Annotated in this window: 10 protein-coding genes and 2 tRNA genes; 8 read left to right on the top strand and 4 right to left on the bottom strand. The window is 65.7% G+C overall.

All coding sequences use genetic code 11. From position 1 onward, the window contains the following. Positions 1–58: 58 nt before the first annotated feature. On the bottom strand, positions 59–1,204 hold the full coding sequence (locus DCN14_RS24490) for a glycerate kinase (RefSeq protein ID WP_096503151.1): 1,146 nt from the start codon (positions 1,202–1,204) through the stop codon (positions 59–61). 428 nt (positions 1,205–1,632) lie between these two features. Between DCN14_RS24490 and tig the strand changes: the two genes are divergently transcribed. The 7 genes from tig (at position 1,633) to DCN14_RS24450 (ending at position 10,487) form a co-directional block, all read left to right on the top strand. Then, a complete protein-coding gene (tig, locus tag DCN14_RS24485; protein ID WP_096503149.1) occupies positions 1,633–2,979 on the top strand; it encodes a trigger factor in 1,347 nt (448 codons plus the stop codon). Between the two features lie 140 nt (positions 2,980–3,119). Next, the gene (clpP, locus tag DCN14_RS24480; protein ID WP_006496351.1) at positions 3,120–3,773 is read left to right on the top strand and encodes an ATP-dependent Clp endopeptidase proteolytic subunit ClpP; all 654 of its coding nucleotides are present in this window, start codon (positions 3,120–3,122) and stop codon (positions 3,771–3,773) included. A gap of 163 nt (positions 3,774–3,936) precedes the next feature. Next, positions 3,937–5,208 (top strand): ATP-dependent Clp protease ATP-binding subunit ClpX, encoded by a 1,272-nt coding sequence (gene clpX, locus DCN14_RS24475; protein WP_006754177.1) that lies wholly within the window; start codon positions 3,937–3,939, stop codon positions 5,206–5,208. Between the two features lie 197 nt (positions 5,209–5,405). Further along, the gene (lon, locus tag DCN14_RS24470) at positions 5,406–7,832 is read left to right on the top strand and encodes an endopeptidase La (RefSeq protein WP_096503147.1); all 2,427 of its coding nucleotides are present in this window, start codon (positions 5,406–5,408) and stop codon (positions 7,830–7,832) included. 206 nt (positions 7,833–8,038) lie between these two features. Next, positions 8,039–8,114: transfer RNA gene (locus DCN14_RS24465), tRNA-Val, on the top strand. Positions 8,115–8,137: 23 nt separating this feature from the next. Beyond that, a tRNA-Asp gene (locus tag DCN14_RS24460) sits at positions 8,138–8,214 on the top strand. Positions 8,215–8,555: 341 nt separating this feature from the next. Then, positions 8,556–10,487 (top strand): SurA N-terminal domain-containing protein, encoded by a 1,932-nt coding sequence (locus tag DCN14_RS24450; RefSeq protein WP_096503145.1) that lies wholly within the window; start codon positions 8,556–8,558, stop codon positions 10,485–10,487. 88 nt (positions 10,488–10,575) lie between these two features. Here the strand turns inward: DCN14_RS24450 and DCN14_RS24445 are convergent, their stop codons facing one another. Next, entirely contained in the window at positions 10,576–11,250 is a 675-nt protein-coding gene (locus tag DCN14_RS24445; protein WP_096503143.1) for an arylesterase, read from the bottom strand. Here DCN14_RS24445 and DCN14_RS24440 point away from each other — a divergent pair. Then, positions 11,249–11,950 carry an ABC transporter ATP-binding protein gene (locus tag DCN14_RS24440; RefSeq protein ID WP_096503141.1) on the top strand — a complete coding sequence of 234 codons (702 nt, stop codon included), beginning with the start codon at positions 11,249–11,251 and terminating at the stop codon, positions 11,948–11,950. The two genes, DCN14_RS24445 and DCN14_RS24440, sit on opposite strands and share 2 nt — an antisense overlap. A 77-nt stretch (positions 11,951–12,027) precedes the next feature. On the opposite strand, the gene pgi is transcribed toward DCN14_RS24440, so the two are convergent. Together pgi and DCN14_RS24430 are read right to left on the bottom strand one after the other, a co-directional pair. Next, positions 12,028–13,650, bottom strand: a complete 1,623-nt coding sequence (gene pgi / locus DCN14_RS24435; RefSeq protein WP_096503139.1) for a glucose-6-phosphate isomerase — start codon at positions 13,648–13,650, stop codon at positions 12,028–12,030. A gap of 111 nt (positions 13,651–13,761) precedes the next feature. Continuing rightward, positions 13,762–15,306 carry an NAD(P)H-hydrate dehydratase gene (locus tag DCN14_RS24430; protein WP_096503137.1) on the bottom strand — a complete coding sequence of 515 codons (1,545 nt, stop codon included), beginning with the start codon at positions 15,304–15,306 and terminating at the stop codon, positions 13,762–13,764. Between the last annotated feature and the right edge of the window lie 35 nt (positions 15,307–15,341).

Raw genomic sequence — 15,341 nt, 5'->3', positions numbered from 1 at the left:
AATCCTGAAGAAAAAGGGCGGGCCCGATTGTTCCTGTATCGCGCGCTCGGGTCAACGGTCAGTGTGCGCCGTACTTCAGCCGTGTCAACTGTTCGGCTTCGTTCGCGAGCAGGTTCGCCGCATCGCGGATCGCGACGTCGAGCGTGATCGGCCCGGGTGCCGGCGAGAAACAGCCGGAAAAATGTTCGGACAGGCGCGGCAGCGCGGCCGGGTCGACCGCGCCCGACAGCAGCGACGCGGGCACGCCCGCGGCCTGTGCGTGGCGGCACGCGATGAACGGCGCCTTGCCGTGCAGCGTCTGCACGTCGGAGCGGCCTTCGCCGGTGATCAGCCAGTCGGCGCCCGCGAGTGCCGTATCGAGGCCGACTTGCCGTGCGACGACTTCCGCGCCGGCTTCGAACCGCGCGCCCAGCATGTGCAGCGCGAAACCGAGGCCGCCTGCGGCGCCGGCGCCGGCCAGGTCGCGGCTGCGCCGGTCGAGCGCGGCTTCGAGCAGGTCTGCAAAGCGCGCGAGCGCGGCGTCGAGGGTCGCGACCTGCTCGGGCGTCACGCCCTTTTGCGGACCGAACACGGCGGTTGCGCCATGTGCGCCCGTCAGCGGGTTGTCGACATCCGACATGCCGATGAATTCGGCTTCCTTCAGCCGCGGATCGAGCCCCGACGCGTCGATGCGCGCGATATCGGCGAGCCGTGCCGGGACGGGTTCCACCGGCTGGCCGGCCGCGTCGAAGCACTGCAGGCCGAGGCCGGCGAGGAGCCCCGCGCCCGCGTCGTTGGTGCTGCTGCCGCCGAGGGCGACGAAGAAGCGGCGCACGCCTTCGTCGAGCAGCGTGCGGATCGCTTCGCCCATCCCGCGCGTGCTGCGCGCTTCGACCGGCACGCTCATGCCGACCGCATCGGTGATGCCGACGATCTCGGCCGTCTCGACGATCGCGGTGCGCGCGTCGATCACGCCGAGCGCCGCGTCGCGTGCCGCGAGCGACGCGCCGGCCACCCGCAGCGTGCGCCGCGTGCCGCCGCCGGCCAGCATCGCATCGAGCGTGCCTTCGCCGCCGTCGGCCATCGGGCAGCAGCGCACGACCGCATCGGGCCGCGCGCGGCGGATGCCGGTGGCGATCGCGTCCGCGACCTGCTCGGCGGAAAGCGAGCCTTTGAACGAATCGGGCGCGATGACGACGACAGGCGCGGACGGGTGTTGCGGCATGGTGTCTCCGGAAGGCGAAATTGGTGTGAAGAATCGGGGCCGCGACGGCGGCGCACGCTCAATCGGAGCTTACAGGATGGCGGGCCCGCGGTGGATATGGCGTTCGGCATAGCGGCGATCCGCTCGCATTGCCGCGTACGGGAGGCGGGTGACACGCCGGGTACGCACGTGAGTCGTGCCGATCTGGCGGTATGAGGAAGATTGTTTGCTAGAATAGTCGATTCTTCCGGCCAAAGCCGTGCTCCGAGCCGCTTGCGCTAGCCATCCGGCGCGTGCAGGGATGGCGTGGCGCTCCGGCGCGGCGTGTGTGTATGTAACGTATGACGGTGGGTATAGCGCACTCATGCGCACCTCATGCACCGCACGCCGCAGGCAGGCACGGCAAGGAAAACCCGATTCGCTCGAATAATTTTAGGACGATTGAAGCCATGGCTAACGTTGTTGAGAACCTCGGCAAGCTTGAACGCCGCGTGACGATTTCCCTGCCGAAAGACACCGTGCAGAAGGAAATCGACGCCCGTATCCAGAAACTCGCGAAGAACGTGCGCATGCCGGGTTTCCGCCCGGGCAAGGTGCCGCTGAAGATGGTCGCCCAGCAATACGCGGGTCAGGTCGAAGCGGAAGTGCTGAGCGACAAGATCGGCCAGGAGTTCTTCACGATCAGCCGCGCGGAAAACCTGCGCGTCGCCGGCCAGCCGAGCTTCGAGCCGAAGCAGGAGCAGGCTGAGGATGCATACGCGTTCGACGCGACGTTCGAGGTCTACCCGGAAGTGAAGATCGGCGATCTGGCGACGGCTGAAGTCGAGCGCTCGACGACGTCGATCGGCGACGCCGAAATCGACCGCACGCTCGACATCCTGCGCAACCAGCGCGTGCACTTCCACGCACGCGGCGAAGCCGGCGAGCACGGCGACGGCGGCGCCGACACCGCAGCGAAGAACGGCGACCGCGTGACGGTCGACTTCGTCGGCAAGATCGACGACGTCGCGTTCCAGGGCGGCACCGCGGAAGACTTCCCGTTCGTGCTCGGCGAAGGCCGCATGCTGCCGGAATTCGAAACGGCAGCGCTCGGCCTGAAGGCCGGCGAAGCGCGTACGTTCGACCTGAAGTTCCCGGACGACTACCACGGCAAGGACGTGGCAGGCAAAACGGCACAGTTCACGGTCACGATGAAGAAGATCGAGTGGCCGCACCTGCCGGAAATCGACGCTGAATTCGCGAAGTCGCTCGGCATCGAAGACGGCGACCTGACGAAGATGCGCGGCGAGATCAAGGAAAACCTCGAGCGCGAAGCCAAGCGCCGCACGCAATCCATCGTCAAGAACCAGGTGATGGACGCGCTGCTGAAGATTTCCGAACTCGACGTGCCGAAGGCGCTGATCGAGCAGGACCAGCAACGTCTCGTCGAAATGGCCCGCCAGGATCTGGCGCAGCGCGGCGTGCCGAACGCGAAGGACGCACCGATCCCGGCCGAGATGTTCGCCGAGCAGGCGGAGCGTCGCGTGAAGCTGGGCCTCGTGCTGGCCGAGCTCGTGAAGTCGAACGGCCTCGAAGCGAAGCCGGAACAGATTCGCGCGGAAGTCGACGAGTTCGCGAAGAGCTACGAAGACCCGAAGGAAGTGGTCCGCTGGTATTATTCGAACCAGCAGCGCCTCGCCGAGATGGAAGCGTTCGTCGTTGAGAGCAACGTCGTCGACTTCGTGCTGGGCAAGGCAAAGGTGACGGACAAGGAAGTGAGCTTCGAGGCACTCGCGAGCGCGTCGGCGCAAGCGTAAGTGTCGCTCTAGCGGCGTGCCGGCTGTCGGAGCGACGGCCCGCACGCCGTTTTTACGTCAAGCGCGCGGTTGCCATTAATATGGCGATTGAGCGGGCGGCTTCCCTCCGTTCAATTTTCCATTCGAACAAGGTTTATTGAATGATCACTCGTGCTGAATTGCTGGACATGCTTGCTTCGAACGCGCCGCAGGGTTTCGAGGCGCAAGCGCTGGGACTGGTGCCGATCGTCGTCGAAACGAGCGGCCGCGGCGAGCGTTCGTACGATATCTATTCGCGTCTCCTGAAGGAGCGCCTGGTGTTCATGGTCGGCGAAGTCAACGACCAGACCGCCAACCTCGTCGTCGCGCAATTGCTGTTCCTCGAGAGCGAGAATCCCGACAAGGACATCAGCCTCTACATCAACAGCCCGGGCGGCTCGGTGTCGGCCGGCATGGCGATCTACGACACGATGCAGTTCATCAAGCCGGACGTCTCCACGCTCTGCATGGGCCTCGCGGCCAGCATGGGCGCGTTCCTGCTCGCATCGGGCGCGAAGGGCAAGCGCTTTGCACTGCCGAACTCGCGCGTGATGATTCACCAGCCGCTCGGCGGTGCACGCGGCCAGGCTTCGGACATCGAAATCCAGGCACGCGAAATCCTGTACCTGAAGGAGCGGCTGAACAATCTGCTCGCGCAGCACACGGGCCAGGACGTCGAGCGCATCGCGCGCGACACCGACCGTGATAACTTCATGTCGAGCGAAGACGCGAAGGCGTACGGGCTGATCGATCAGGTGCTGTTGAAGCGCCCCTGAGTTTAAGTGGGGTGCCGCCCCGATTCGTGCGGCGCGTCGCGGCGTCCGAAACGCGTTGAGCATCTGCGGCAAGCGCATCCAGCCGGCTCCGGTCGCGCCCTAGGCGCGGCGCTCGGAGCATTCGGCGTATCATGTCATTTACCTGTCCGGAGGCTCTACATTCATGGCGGACAAAAAAGGTTCGAACAGCGAGAAGCTGTTGTATTGCTCGTTTTGCGGGAAGAGCCAGCATGAGGTGAAAAAACTCATCGCGGGCCCGTCGGTATTCATCTGCGATGAATGTATCGACCTCTGCAACGAGATCATTCGCGACGAGGCGGCTGCCGCCGGCGTCGAGGCCAGCCTGTCCCGGTCGGATCTGCCGAGCCCGCAGGAAATTCGCGACATCCTTGATCAATACGTGATCGGACAGGAGCGCGCGAAGAAGATCCTCGCGGTGGCCGTGTACAACCACTACAAGCGCCTGAAGCATCTCGACAAGAAGGACGACGTCGAGCTGTCGAAGAGCAACATCCTGCTGATCGGCCCGACGGGTTCCGGCAAGACGCTGCTCGCGCAGACGCTTGCACGGTTGCTCAACGTGCCGTTCGTGATCGCGGATGCGACGACGCTGACCGAAGCCGGCTACGTCGGCGAGGACGTCGAGAACATCATCCAGAAGCTGTTGCAGAACTGCAACTACGAGGTCGACAAGGCTCAGCGCGGGATCGTCTACATCGACGAAATCGACAAGATCAGCCGCAAGTCGGACAACCCGTCGATCACGCGCGACGTGTCGGGCGAGGGCGTCCAGCAGGCACTGCTGAAGCTCGTCGAGGGCACGATGGCATCGGTGCCGCCGCAAGGTGGCCGCAAGCATCCGAACCAGGATTTCATCCAGGTCGACACGACCAACATCCTGTTCATCTGCGGCGGCGCGTTCGACGGTCTCGAGAAGGTGATCACGGACCGTACCGAAAAGACGGGCATCGGCTTCGGCGCGACGGTCAAGAGCAAGCAGGAACGCGACGCGGGCGAAGTGCTGCGCGAAACGGAACCGGAAGACCTGATCAAATTCGGTCTGATCCCCGAATTGATCGGCCGTCTGCCGGTGGTCGCGACGCTCGGCAAGCTCGATGAAGCCGCGCTGATGAAGATTCTCGTCGAGCCGAAGAACGCGCTCGTCAAGCAGTATCACAAGCTGTTCGCGATGGAGCGCGTCGAGCTGGAAATCCGGCCGGGCGCGTTGCAGGCAGTCGCCCGCAAGGCGATCCGCCGCAAGACCGGCGCGCGCGGTTTGCGTTCGATCATCGAACAGGCATTGCTCGACGTGATGTACGAGCTGCCGGCGATGAAAGGGGTCAGCAAGGTCATCATCGACGAGAACGTCATCGATGGCGACGGCAAGCCCCTGCTGATCTATGAGGACACGCCGAAGGTGGCGGGTTCGAACTGACCGGCTTGCCGACGATGTTCTGCGAAAAAGGCCGTTCATGAGTCCGTGGGCGGCTTTTTTTCGTTTATCTTGTGGGTAACTCTGACTCGACACGCGGTGGTTACTTTCTTACCGAATATTTCCCGCACTTGAAGGCTTGCAATTCGTTGTGGCGGCCTCAATTACCGAACAATTGATTCCACTCATGGGGAAATGAAATGTCAGGCACCCAACTTCTTCCGCCGGAACGCATCACGCTCCCGCTGCTGCCGCTGCGGGACGTCGTCGTTTTCCCGCACATGGTGATTCCGCTCTTCGTGGGCCGGCCGAAATCGATCAAGGCCCTCGAAGCAGCGATGGAAGGCGGCAAGCACATCATGCTCGTCGCCCAGAAAACCGCGGCCAAGGACGAGCCGACCGAAAAAGACATGTACGAGGTCGGCTGTATCGCCAACATCCTGCAGATGCTGAAGCTGCCGGACGGCACCGTGAAGGTGCTCGTCGAGGGCCTGCAGCGCGCGAAGGCGTTGTCGATCGAAGAACAGGAGACGCAGTTCTCCTGCGAAGTGATGCCGCTCGAGCCCGATCACGCCGACAGCGCGGAAACGGAAGCGCTGCGCCGCGCGATCGTGTCGCAGTTCGACCAGTACGTGAAGCTGAACAAGAAGATCCCGCCGGAGATTCTCACGTCGCTGTCGGGCATCGACGAAGCCGGTCGTCTCGCCGACATGATCGCCGAGCGTCTGCCGCTCAAGCTCGACCAGAAGCAGCACATCCTCGAGATGTTCCCGGTCATCGAGCGCCTCGAGCACCTGCTCGCGCAGCTCGAAGCCGAGATCGACATCCTGCAGGTCGAAAAGCGCATCCGCGGGCGCGTGAAGCGCCAGATGGAAAAGAGCCAGCGCGAGTACTACCTGAACGAACAGGTCAAGGCGATCCAGAAGGAACTGGGCGAAGGCGAAGAGGGTGCGGATCTCGAGGAACTCGAGAAGCGCATCAACGCCGCGCGCATGCCGAAGGAAGCGAAGAAGAAGGCCGACGCCGAGCTCAAGAAGCTGAAGCTGATGTCGCCGATGTCGGCGGAAGCGACCGTCGTGCGCAACTACATCGACACGCTGATCGGCCTGCCGTGGCGCAAGAAGAGCAAGGTCAACAACGACCTGTCGAACGCCGAGCAGGTGCTCGACGAGGATCACTTCGGCCTCGAGAAGGTCAAGGAGCGCATCCTCGAGTATCTCGCGGTGCAACAGCGCGTGGACAAGGTCAAGGCGCCGATCCTGTGCCTCGTCGGGCCTCCCGGCGTCGGCAAGACCTCGCTCGGCCAGTCGATCGCTCGCGCGACGAACCGCAAGTTCGTCCGCATGGCGCTTGGCGGCGTGCGTGACGAAGCCGAGATTCGCGGCCACCGCCGTACGTACATCGGCTCGATGCCGGGCAAGATCCTGCAAAGCCTCGCGAAGGTCGGCGTGCGCAATCCGCTCTTCCTGCTCGACGAAGTCGACAAGATGGGCATGGATTTCCGCGGCGATCCGTCGTCGGCGCTGCTCGAAGTGCTCGATCCGGAACAGAACCACACGTTCGCCGATCACTACATCGAAGTCGACTTCGATCTGTCGGACGTGATGTTCGTCGCGACGTCGAACTCGCTGAACATCCCGCCGCCGCTGCTCGACCGGATGGAAGTGATTCGTCTGTCGGGTTACACGGAAGACGAGAAGGTCAGCATCGCGCAGCGTTACCTGCTGCCGAAGCAGAAGAAGAACAACGGCCTGAAGGACGGTGAGATCGAGGTCGCCGAGCAGGCGATCCGCGACATCATCCGCTACTACACGCGCGAAGCCGGTGTGCGTTCGCTCGAGCGGGAAGTGTCGAAGATCTGCCGCAAGGTCGTGAAGATGCTGCTGCTGAAGAAGGCATCGGGCGCGATCAAGGTCGATGGCGAAAACCTCGACACGTTCCTCGGCGTGCGCAAGTACGACTTCGGCCTCGCGGCGAAGGAAAACCAGGTCGGTCAGGTGACGGGCCTCGCGTGGACGGAAGTCGGCGGCGACTTGCTGACGATCGAAGCCGCGGTGATGCCGGGCAAGGGCAACGTGATTCGCACGGGTTCGCTCGGCGACGTGATGAAGGAGTCGGTCGAGGCGGCGCGTTCGGTCGTGCGCTCGCGTTCGCGACGTCTGGGTATCAAGGACGAAGCGTTCGAGAAGCAGGACATCCACATCCACGTGCCGGAAGGCGCGACGCCGAAGGACGGTCCGTCCGCCGGCGGTGCGATGACGACCGCGCTGGTGTCGGTGCTGACGGGGATCCCCGTGCGTGCCGATGTCGCGATGACGGGTGAAATCACGCTGCGTGGCGAAGTGCTGCCGATCGGCGGGCTGAAGGAAAAACTGCTGGCGGCGCATCGCGGCGGCATCAAGCTCGTGCTGATCCCGGAAGAGAACGTGAAGGATCTCGCGGACATTCCGGACAACGTGAAGAACGCGATCGAGATCGTGCCGGTCCGCTGGATCGACAAGGTGCTCGAGCTCGCGCTCGAACGTACGCCGACCCCGCTGCCGCCGGAAGAAGAGGCGAAGGCTGCGGCGGCACCGGTTGGCGAGGCGGCGAAGGATGCCGGCTCGACGGAAGTCGTCAAGCACTGAGCGCACGAACGCCGTCCCTGACGGTTGTTCACGAAACCCGCGGCGTGTCCGCGGGTTTTTTTATGCCAGCGGGAATGGTGGTGTGCGAGCGGGTTTTTAAAAAAATCGCATCCGGGCTTGGCAAAATGATCTGGAATGAATTACACTCGCAGGCTCGCTGGTTGTTGATGCCGAAACGCAGATCGCAGCCAGAACGAATCGGAAACGGGTGCTTAGCTCAGCTGGTAGAGCGGCGCCCTTACAAGGCGTAGGTCGGGGGTTCGAACCCCTCAGCACCCACCAGTTTCACGATTCAGCCAGACCAAGGAGCGGTAGTTCAGTCGGTTAGAATACCGGCCTGTCACGCCGGGGGTCGCGGGTTCGAGTCCCGTCCGCTCCGCCAGAAAATGAAGAAGCCCGCCTTGTGCGGGCTTTTTCATTTGTATCGTCGGTTGCGCCCGTTGGCGGGCGCGTGACTGCGGAGTGGAGGAAGCCGCCTGCGCGGCTTCCGGCGGGACTCGAAGGGTTGCGCGTGCACGCGCAACCGCGGCCTGCAGGATGTAGGCGAGTCCCGTCCGCTCCGCCAGAAAATGAAAAAGCCCGCCTTGTGCGGGCTTTTTCATTTGCATCGTCGATCACGCCCGCTTGTGCGCGCTTCGTCGAGTCGACGAAGCCGTCTGCTTTTCTCCCGTCCCACCCTGTATGTTGTAATATCGGACGTTTTGTCCAATTTTCCCGTCACGCATGCTCGATTTCTTCCGTAATCACCAGCGCCTGATGATGGCGCTCCTGCTCCTGATCGTGTTGCCGGGGCTGGGTTTCGTCGGGATCCAAGGTTTCCGCGGTTTCTTCGACGACAGTGCGAACGTCGCGGCGGTCAACGGGCACAAGATCACGCGAGTCGAATTCGACGGCGCGTTCCGTCAGCAGATCGACCAGGCGCGCCAGGCGCTCGGCGGGCAGTTCGACATCAAGGCGTTCGATACGCCCGATCATCGCAAGCAAGTGCTCGACGGCCTGATCCAGCAACGTGTGCTGGCCGATGAGACGCAGCGCCTGCACCTTACCGCTTCCGACAACGCAGTGCGCGACGCATTGATGAGCGACCCGATGATCGCGTCGCTGAAGAAGCCGGACGGCTCGATCGACGTCGAACGCTATGCACAGCTGCTGTCGTTCCAGGGCATGACGCCCGAGCAGTATCAGGAGCGCGTGCGCTACAGCCTCGCGCTGCAGCAGATTCCGGCAAGCATCGTGTCGAGCGCGTTCACGCCGAAGAGCCTCGCCCAGCGTCTGTCCGAACTGGCAGCGCAGCAGCGCGAAGTGCAGGCGCTCGTGTTGAAGACGAGCGATTACGCAGCGAAGGTGCAGCCGACCGACGCGCAGCTCGCCGCGTACTACGACGCGCATAAGCAGAGCTTCGCGACGCCGGAAACCGCGACGATCCAGTACCTCGTCTATTCGCCGGCCGCAGCCGCCGCGAGCGCGCAGCCGACCGATGCGGACATCAAGAAGTTCTATGACGACAACCCGACGCACTTCCGCACGGAAGCGCAGGCGCGCGTGAGCCACATCTTCATCGCCGCGGCGAGCGACGCAAGCGCTGCCGACAAGGCGGCCGCGAAGGCGAAGGCCGAGCAACTGCTGGCCGACGTGAAGGCGCATCCCGACCAGTTTGCGCAGATCGCACAGAAGAGCTCGCAGGACGCGCCGTCGGCCGCGAAGGGCGGCGACCTCGGCTTCATCACGCGCGGTTCGACGGCGGGCGGCAAGGCCTTCGACGATGCGGCGTTTTCGCTGAAGCAGGGCGAGATCAGCGGTGTCGTGCAGTCGGATCTCGGTTTCCACATCCTGAAGGCGACCGAAGTGAAGCCGTCGGTGGTCAAGCCGTTCGCGGACGTGAAGGACCAGATCGCCGCGGACCTGAAGCAGCAGTATGCGTCGAAGGCGTTCTCGGACAACGCGGAAGGTTTCACGTCGACCGTGTATGAAAAGGCGAAGTCGCTGCAGCCGGCTGCGGACAAGTACAAGCTGACGATCCAGACGGCCACCGTCACGCCGACGCCGAATCCGCAACTGCCGCCGACGAGCCCGCTGAACAATCCGAAGTTCCTGACGGCCGTGTTCGCGAGCGACTCGGTGAAGAACCAGAACAACACGCAGGCGATCGACGTCGGCAACAACACGCTGATTTCCGCGCACGTCACGAACTACAAGCCGGCAGCCGTGCCCGCGCTCGACGCGATCAAGGACGCCGTGCGCCAGAAGGTGATCGCCGAGCAGGCCGCGGAACTCGCGAAGAAGGACGGTGCGGCGAAGCTGGCCGAACTGCAGAAGTCGAAGTCGACCGACGGGTTCGGCGCCGCGCAGAAGGTGTCGCGCACGCAATCGCAGGGCCTGACGCCGGCGGCATTGAGCGCCGTCTACAAGGTCGATGCGAAGACGCTGCCGGCCTACATCGGCGTCGATCTCGGTGCGGACGGCTACGCGATCTATCGCGTGAACGCGGTGATCCCGGGTTCGGCGGTCGATCCGCAGCAGCTCGCGGCCGCGCAGCAGCAGATGGCGCAGGTCGAAGCGCAGAGCGAGGGTGAAGCGTATCTTGCCGCGCTGCGTGACCGCTCGAAGGTGAAGCTGTACGGTACGACGCCCCGTGCGCAGGACGAGAACAACTGAGCATCGCTCTCTCGTTCACTGTTTCGCACGTAACGACACAAAGCCCCGCTCGAAGCGGGGCTTTGTGTTTTCCGGCACGGCGGTAGTGTCAGCCGCGCGGCTTGCCGAGCAGCGGCTTCAGCGCCGGCCAGACGTTGTCGAGCAGAATGCCTTGCGCCTGCTGGGTCGGATGCATCTGATCCGACTGGAACATCTCCGGCTTGTTCTCGATGCCGGCGAGCAGGAACGGCACGAGCGGCACGTCGAGTTCCTTCGACAGCCGCGTATAGACCGCGTGGAATTTCTGCGTGTAGTCGGGGCCGTAGTTGGCCGGTACGTACATGCCGACCAGCACGACCTTCGCATGCGCGCGCCGCGCATCGGCGATGATGTCGCGCAGGTTCTGCTCGGTCGTCGCGAGCGGCACGCCGCGCAGCGCATCGTTCGAACCGAGCTCGACGACGACGATCGACGGCTTGAGCCGTTGCAGCACCGCGGGCAGTCGCGCGCGGCCGCCGCTCGTGGTGTCGCCGCTGACGCTTGCGTTCGCAACGCTATAATCGACTCGCCCGGTCGCGAGACGTTGTCGCAGCAGCGCAACCCAGCCCGTGTCGCGCGGCAGCCCGTATTCGGCCGACAGGCTGTCGCCGAGCACGACGAGCACGGGCTGGCCCGATGATGGCGCGGCAGCCGTCGCCGCCAGCGCGGGCACGGTTGCGGCGAACAGGGTACCCAGTAGTGCGGCGAGCGCCGCACGTCTTTTCCAGCGAAATGTCGTGTCCATGTTCAAGATTACCGATCCGATCATCGAAGTCCATGACGTGTGCAAGCGAGTCGCCGACGCGACGGGCGAACTGACGATCCTCGACGGCATCACGCTCGCGGTGCGGCCCGGCAGCAGCCTCGCGATCGTCGGTGCGTCGGGGTCGGGCAAATCGACGCTGCTCGGCCTGCTCGCGGGGTTGGACAGCGCGACGAGCGGCACGGTTCGCCTGCTCGGCCGCACACTCGACCCGCTCGACGAGGACGAGCGTGCCGCGCTGCGCAATGGCGCGGTCGGCTTCGTGTTCCAGTCGTTCCAGTTGATGCCGCACCTGACCGCGCTCGAGAACGTGATGCTGCCGCTCGAACTGCAGGGCGGCATCAGTGCGCGCGAGGCGGCCGAGCGTGCGCGCGCGCTGCTCGTGCAGGTCGGCCTCGCCGAACGCACCGCGCATTATCCGAAGCTGCTGTCGGGGGGCGAGCAGCAGCGTGTCGCGCTCGCACGCGCGTTCGTCACGCGACCGGCGATCCTGTTCGCGGATGAGCCGACCGGCAGCCTGGACGCAGCGACGGGGCACGCGGTCATCGACCTGATGTTCGAGTTGAATCGCACGCACGGCGCAACGCTCGTGCTCGTCACGCACGATACCGAACTCGCGCGGCGCTGCGAGACGACGGTGACGATCGAAGCCGGACGCATCGTCGCTCCGCACGCGGCGTAGCACCGCATTGCATTGCTTCGCCGGCCGCGCAGGCGCGTTTCACCCCCGTGCGGCCGGCATGCGCATCGCGCGTCGTGTCAGCGCTTGAGCGCCGCACGTGCGCGCTCGATCAGCGCGGTGGTCGAGGAATCGTGCTTCGCGGGGTCGACCGACTCGGCCGACAGGTCGGCTTCGACGACCTTGCCGAGAATCTTGCCGAGCTCGACGCCCCACTGGTCGAACGGATTGATGTCCCACACCGTCGCTTGCACCAGCACCTTGTGCTCGTACAGCGCGATCAGCGCGCCGAGCGTGCGCGGCGTCAGCGCGTCGACGAGCAGCGTCGTCGTCGGGCGGTTGCCGGGGAACGTGAGGTGCGGTGCGAGCGCTTCCTTGCCGGGGCCGGCGACCTTGCGCGCTTCGTCGAGCGTGCGGCCGAGCATCAGCGCTTCGCTCTGCGCGAAGCAGTTCGCGAGCAGCTTCGGATGATGGCTCGCGAGCGGATGCTCGGGCGTCAGCACCGCGACGAAGTCGATCGGCACGATCGTCGGGCCCTGGTGCAGCATCTGGAAGAACGCATGCTGGCCGTTGGTGCCCGGCTCGCCCCACGTGACGGCCGATGTCGGGTAATCGATGAACGTGCCGTCCAGACGCGCGGACTTGCCGTTGCTTTCCATCTCGAGCTGCTGCAGGTACGACGGCAGGTAGTGCAGCGCTTCCGAATACGGCGCGACGAGATAGCTCTGCGAGCCGAAGAAGTTGCGATACCAGATGCCGATCAGGCCGAGCAGCACCGGCAGGTTGCGTTCGAGCGGCGCTTCGCGGAAATGACGATCCATGTCGTTCGCGCCGGCGAGCAGTTCGTCGAACTGTTCCGGTCCGATCGCGATCATGATCGACAGGCCGACCGCCGACCACAGCGAGTAGCGGCCGCCGACCCAGTCCCACATTTCGAACACGTTGTCGGCCGCGATGCCGAACTTCACGACTTCGGCCGGGTTGGCCGACACGCCGACGAAGTGCTTCGCGAGCGCATCTTCCGGGCAGCCGCGCGCGACGAACCAGTCGCGCAGCGAGCGCGCGTTCGTCATCGTCTCGAGCGTCGTGAAGGTTTTCGACACGATGATCGCGAGCGTTTCTTCCGGATCGACCTGTTCGAGCACGCGCGCGAGATCGGCGCCGTCGACGTTCGACACGAAGTGCGTCGAGATGTCGGGCGTCGCGACGTGGTGCAGCGCGTGCGTGACCATCTTCGGCCCGAGATCCGATCCGCCGATGCCGATATTGATCACGTGGCGGATGCGTTTGCCCGTGTAGCCCGTCCACGCGCCGCTGCGCACGGCGCGTGCGAAGGTCGCCATCTTCGCGCGCTCGGCGCTGACCTGCGCATGGAACGGCGCTTGCGGGTCGGTCGCGCGCAATGCCGTGTGCAGCGCGGCGCGACCTTCGGTCGGGTTGACGATCTCGCCGGCGAACATGGCGTAGCGGCGCGCTTCGATGCCCGCTTCGCGGGCCAGTTGCACGAGCAGGCGCAGCGTGTCGTCGTTGATGCGGTTCTTCGAGAAATCGGCCGCGAGGCCGCCGCCCGGGATCGTGAAGCGTTCGGCGCGGGTCGGTGCGTGGTCGTTTTCCGGCGCGAACCAGTCGCGCAGCCGCGCATGGCGGATCTGTTCGAAGTGGGATTGAAGGGCAGTCCAGGCGGGGAGCGAATTCAGCGTCATGGCGGTTCGAGTGAAGCGTGAATCGGGAGGAATGCCGCGCCGGCGCATCGGGATCGGAAGGCCGGCGGACGAGCGGGCCCGCCGTGCGGCGGGGCACTCAGTATAGCGGCGTTATATGTCGGCGCGCGGCGACGGGTAAAAAAGGCGATTGATCAGCGTGCGCACCATTGGTGCGAGCTCGCCCGCGGCGAGGCCGGCCGGCCCCGTGCCGTTCGCGGTGAGCGTGTCGGCCGCGAGGCCGTGCAGATAGACGCCCGCGAGCGCGGCTTCGTACGGTGCGACGCGCTGTGCGAGCAGCGCGCCGATCAGGCCGCCGAGCACGTCGCCGGTGCCGCCGGTGGCGAGCGCCGCGTTGCCGGTCGGGTTGATCGTGACGCGGCCGTCGGGTGCCGCAATCACCGTGCCCGAGCCTTTCAGCACGACGATGCCGGCGTAGCGCGCGGCGAGCGCCTGCGCCGCGGCCAGCCGGTCGTGCTGCACGGACGCGGTGTCGGTGCCGAGCAGCCGGGCCGCTTCGAGTGGATGCGGCGTCAGCACGCATGCGTTGCCGCGCGCGCCGCGAGCGGCAACGGCGGCCGCGAGGTCGGCGTGGGTCGCGACGAGGTTCAGCGCGTCGGCGTCGAGCAGCGTGGCCGCGTCGTGCGCGAGCGCGTCGCGCACGAGCGTCGCCGCGGCCTCGCGGGTGCCGAGGCCGCAGCCCGCCGCGATCGCGGACATCGCATCGAGGTCGAGGCCGTCGGCCGGATGCAGCATCAGTTCGGGAAACGGCGGATCGTACGGCGGCGCGCCGGTGCCGAGGAAGCCGACATGCACCTTGCCGGCGCCTGCGAACAGCGCGGCACGCGCGGCGAGGATCGGCGCGCCGCACATCCCCGTGTCGCCGCCGAGCACCGCGAGGCTGCCGAACGTGCCCTTGTGCGATGCGAACGCGCGTGCGGGCAGCGCGGCGGCGAACCGCGCAGGCGCATTCAGCACGACGGCCGGCACGGCAGGGGGCGCGACGTCGAGCGATGCGATCTCGATCTCGCCGGCGAAGTCGCGGCCGTCGCCCGTGTAAAGGCCCGGCTTCGCGCCGATGAAGGTGAGCGTATGCGTGGCGGCGACCGCGACGCCGGCGCCGACGATGCGGCCCGTGTCGCTGTCGAGCCCGCTCGGCACGTCCAGCGCGAGCACGCGGCCGCCGCTTCGCGCATGCGCGGCGATGCGCGCGGCCTGCGCGGCGAACGGGCCGTCGAGCGCACGGCCGAGGCCGATGCCGAACAGGCCGTCGACGACCCATGCGTAATCGTCGAGCGATGCGGGCGGTTCGCTCGACAGCGGCACGCCGGCCGCGCGTGCGAGGCCGAGCGCCCATTGCGCATCGTCCGGCTTGACCGGTACAGGCATCCACGCCTGCGTCGCGACGCCGAGCTGCTGCAGTTGCGCGGCGGCCACCAGTGCGTCACCGCCATTGTTGCCCGGGCCGACTGCGAACCAGATGGGGCGCTCGTCGCCGGCAACCCGTTCGGACAGCCAGCGCGCGGCGGCGGCGCCGGCGCGGCCCATCAGCGTGTGGGGCGGCAGTTCGGCGGTCGCGGCGGCCTCGGCCGCACGCAGGTCGGCGACGCGCAGCAGCGCGATCGGAGTGGAGTCGGGAAGCGGGCGGGCAAGGGTCATCGCGGGATCGTGACGGCAGGGAGGATGCCGCCCGG

It is taken from the genome of Burkholderia sp. IDO3 (assembly GCF_003366075.1).
Classification (GTDB): domain Bacteria; phylum Pseudomonadota; class Gammaproteobacteria; order Burkholderiales; family Burkholderiaceae; genus Burkholderia; species Burkholderia anthina.
Note: the sequence above shows the minus strand (reverse complement) of the source record. Positions and strands in the feature narration are given on the sequence as shown.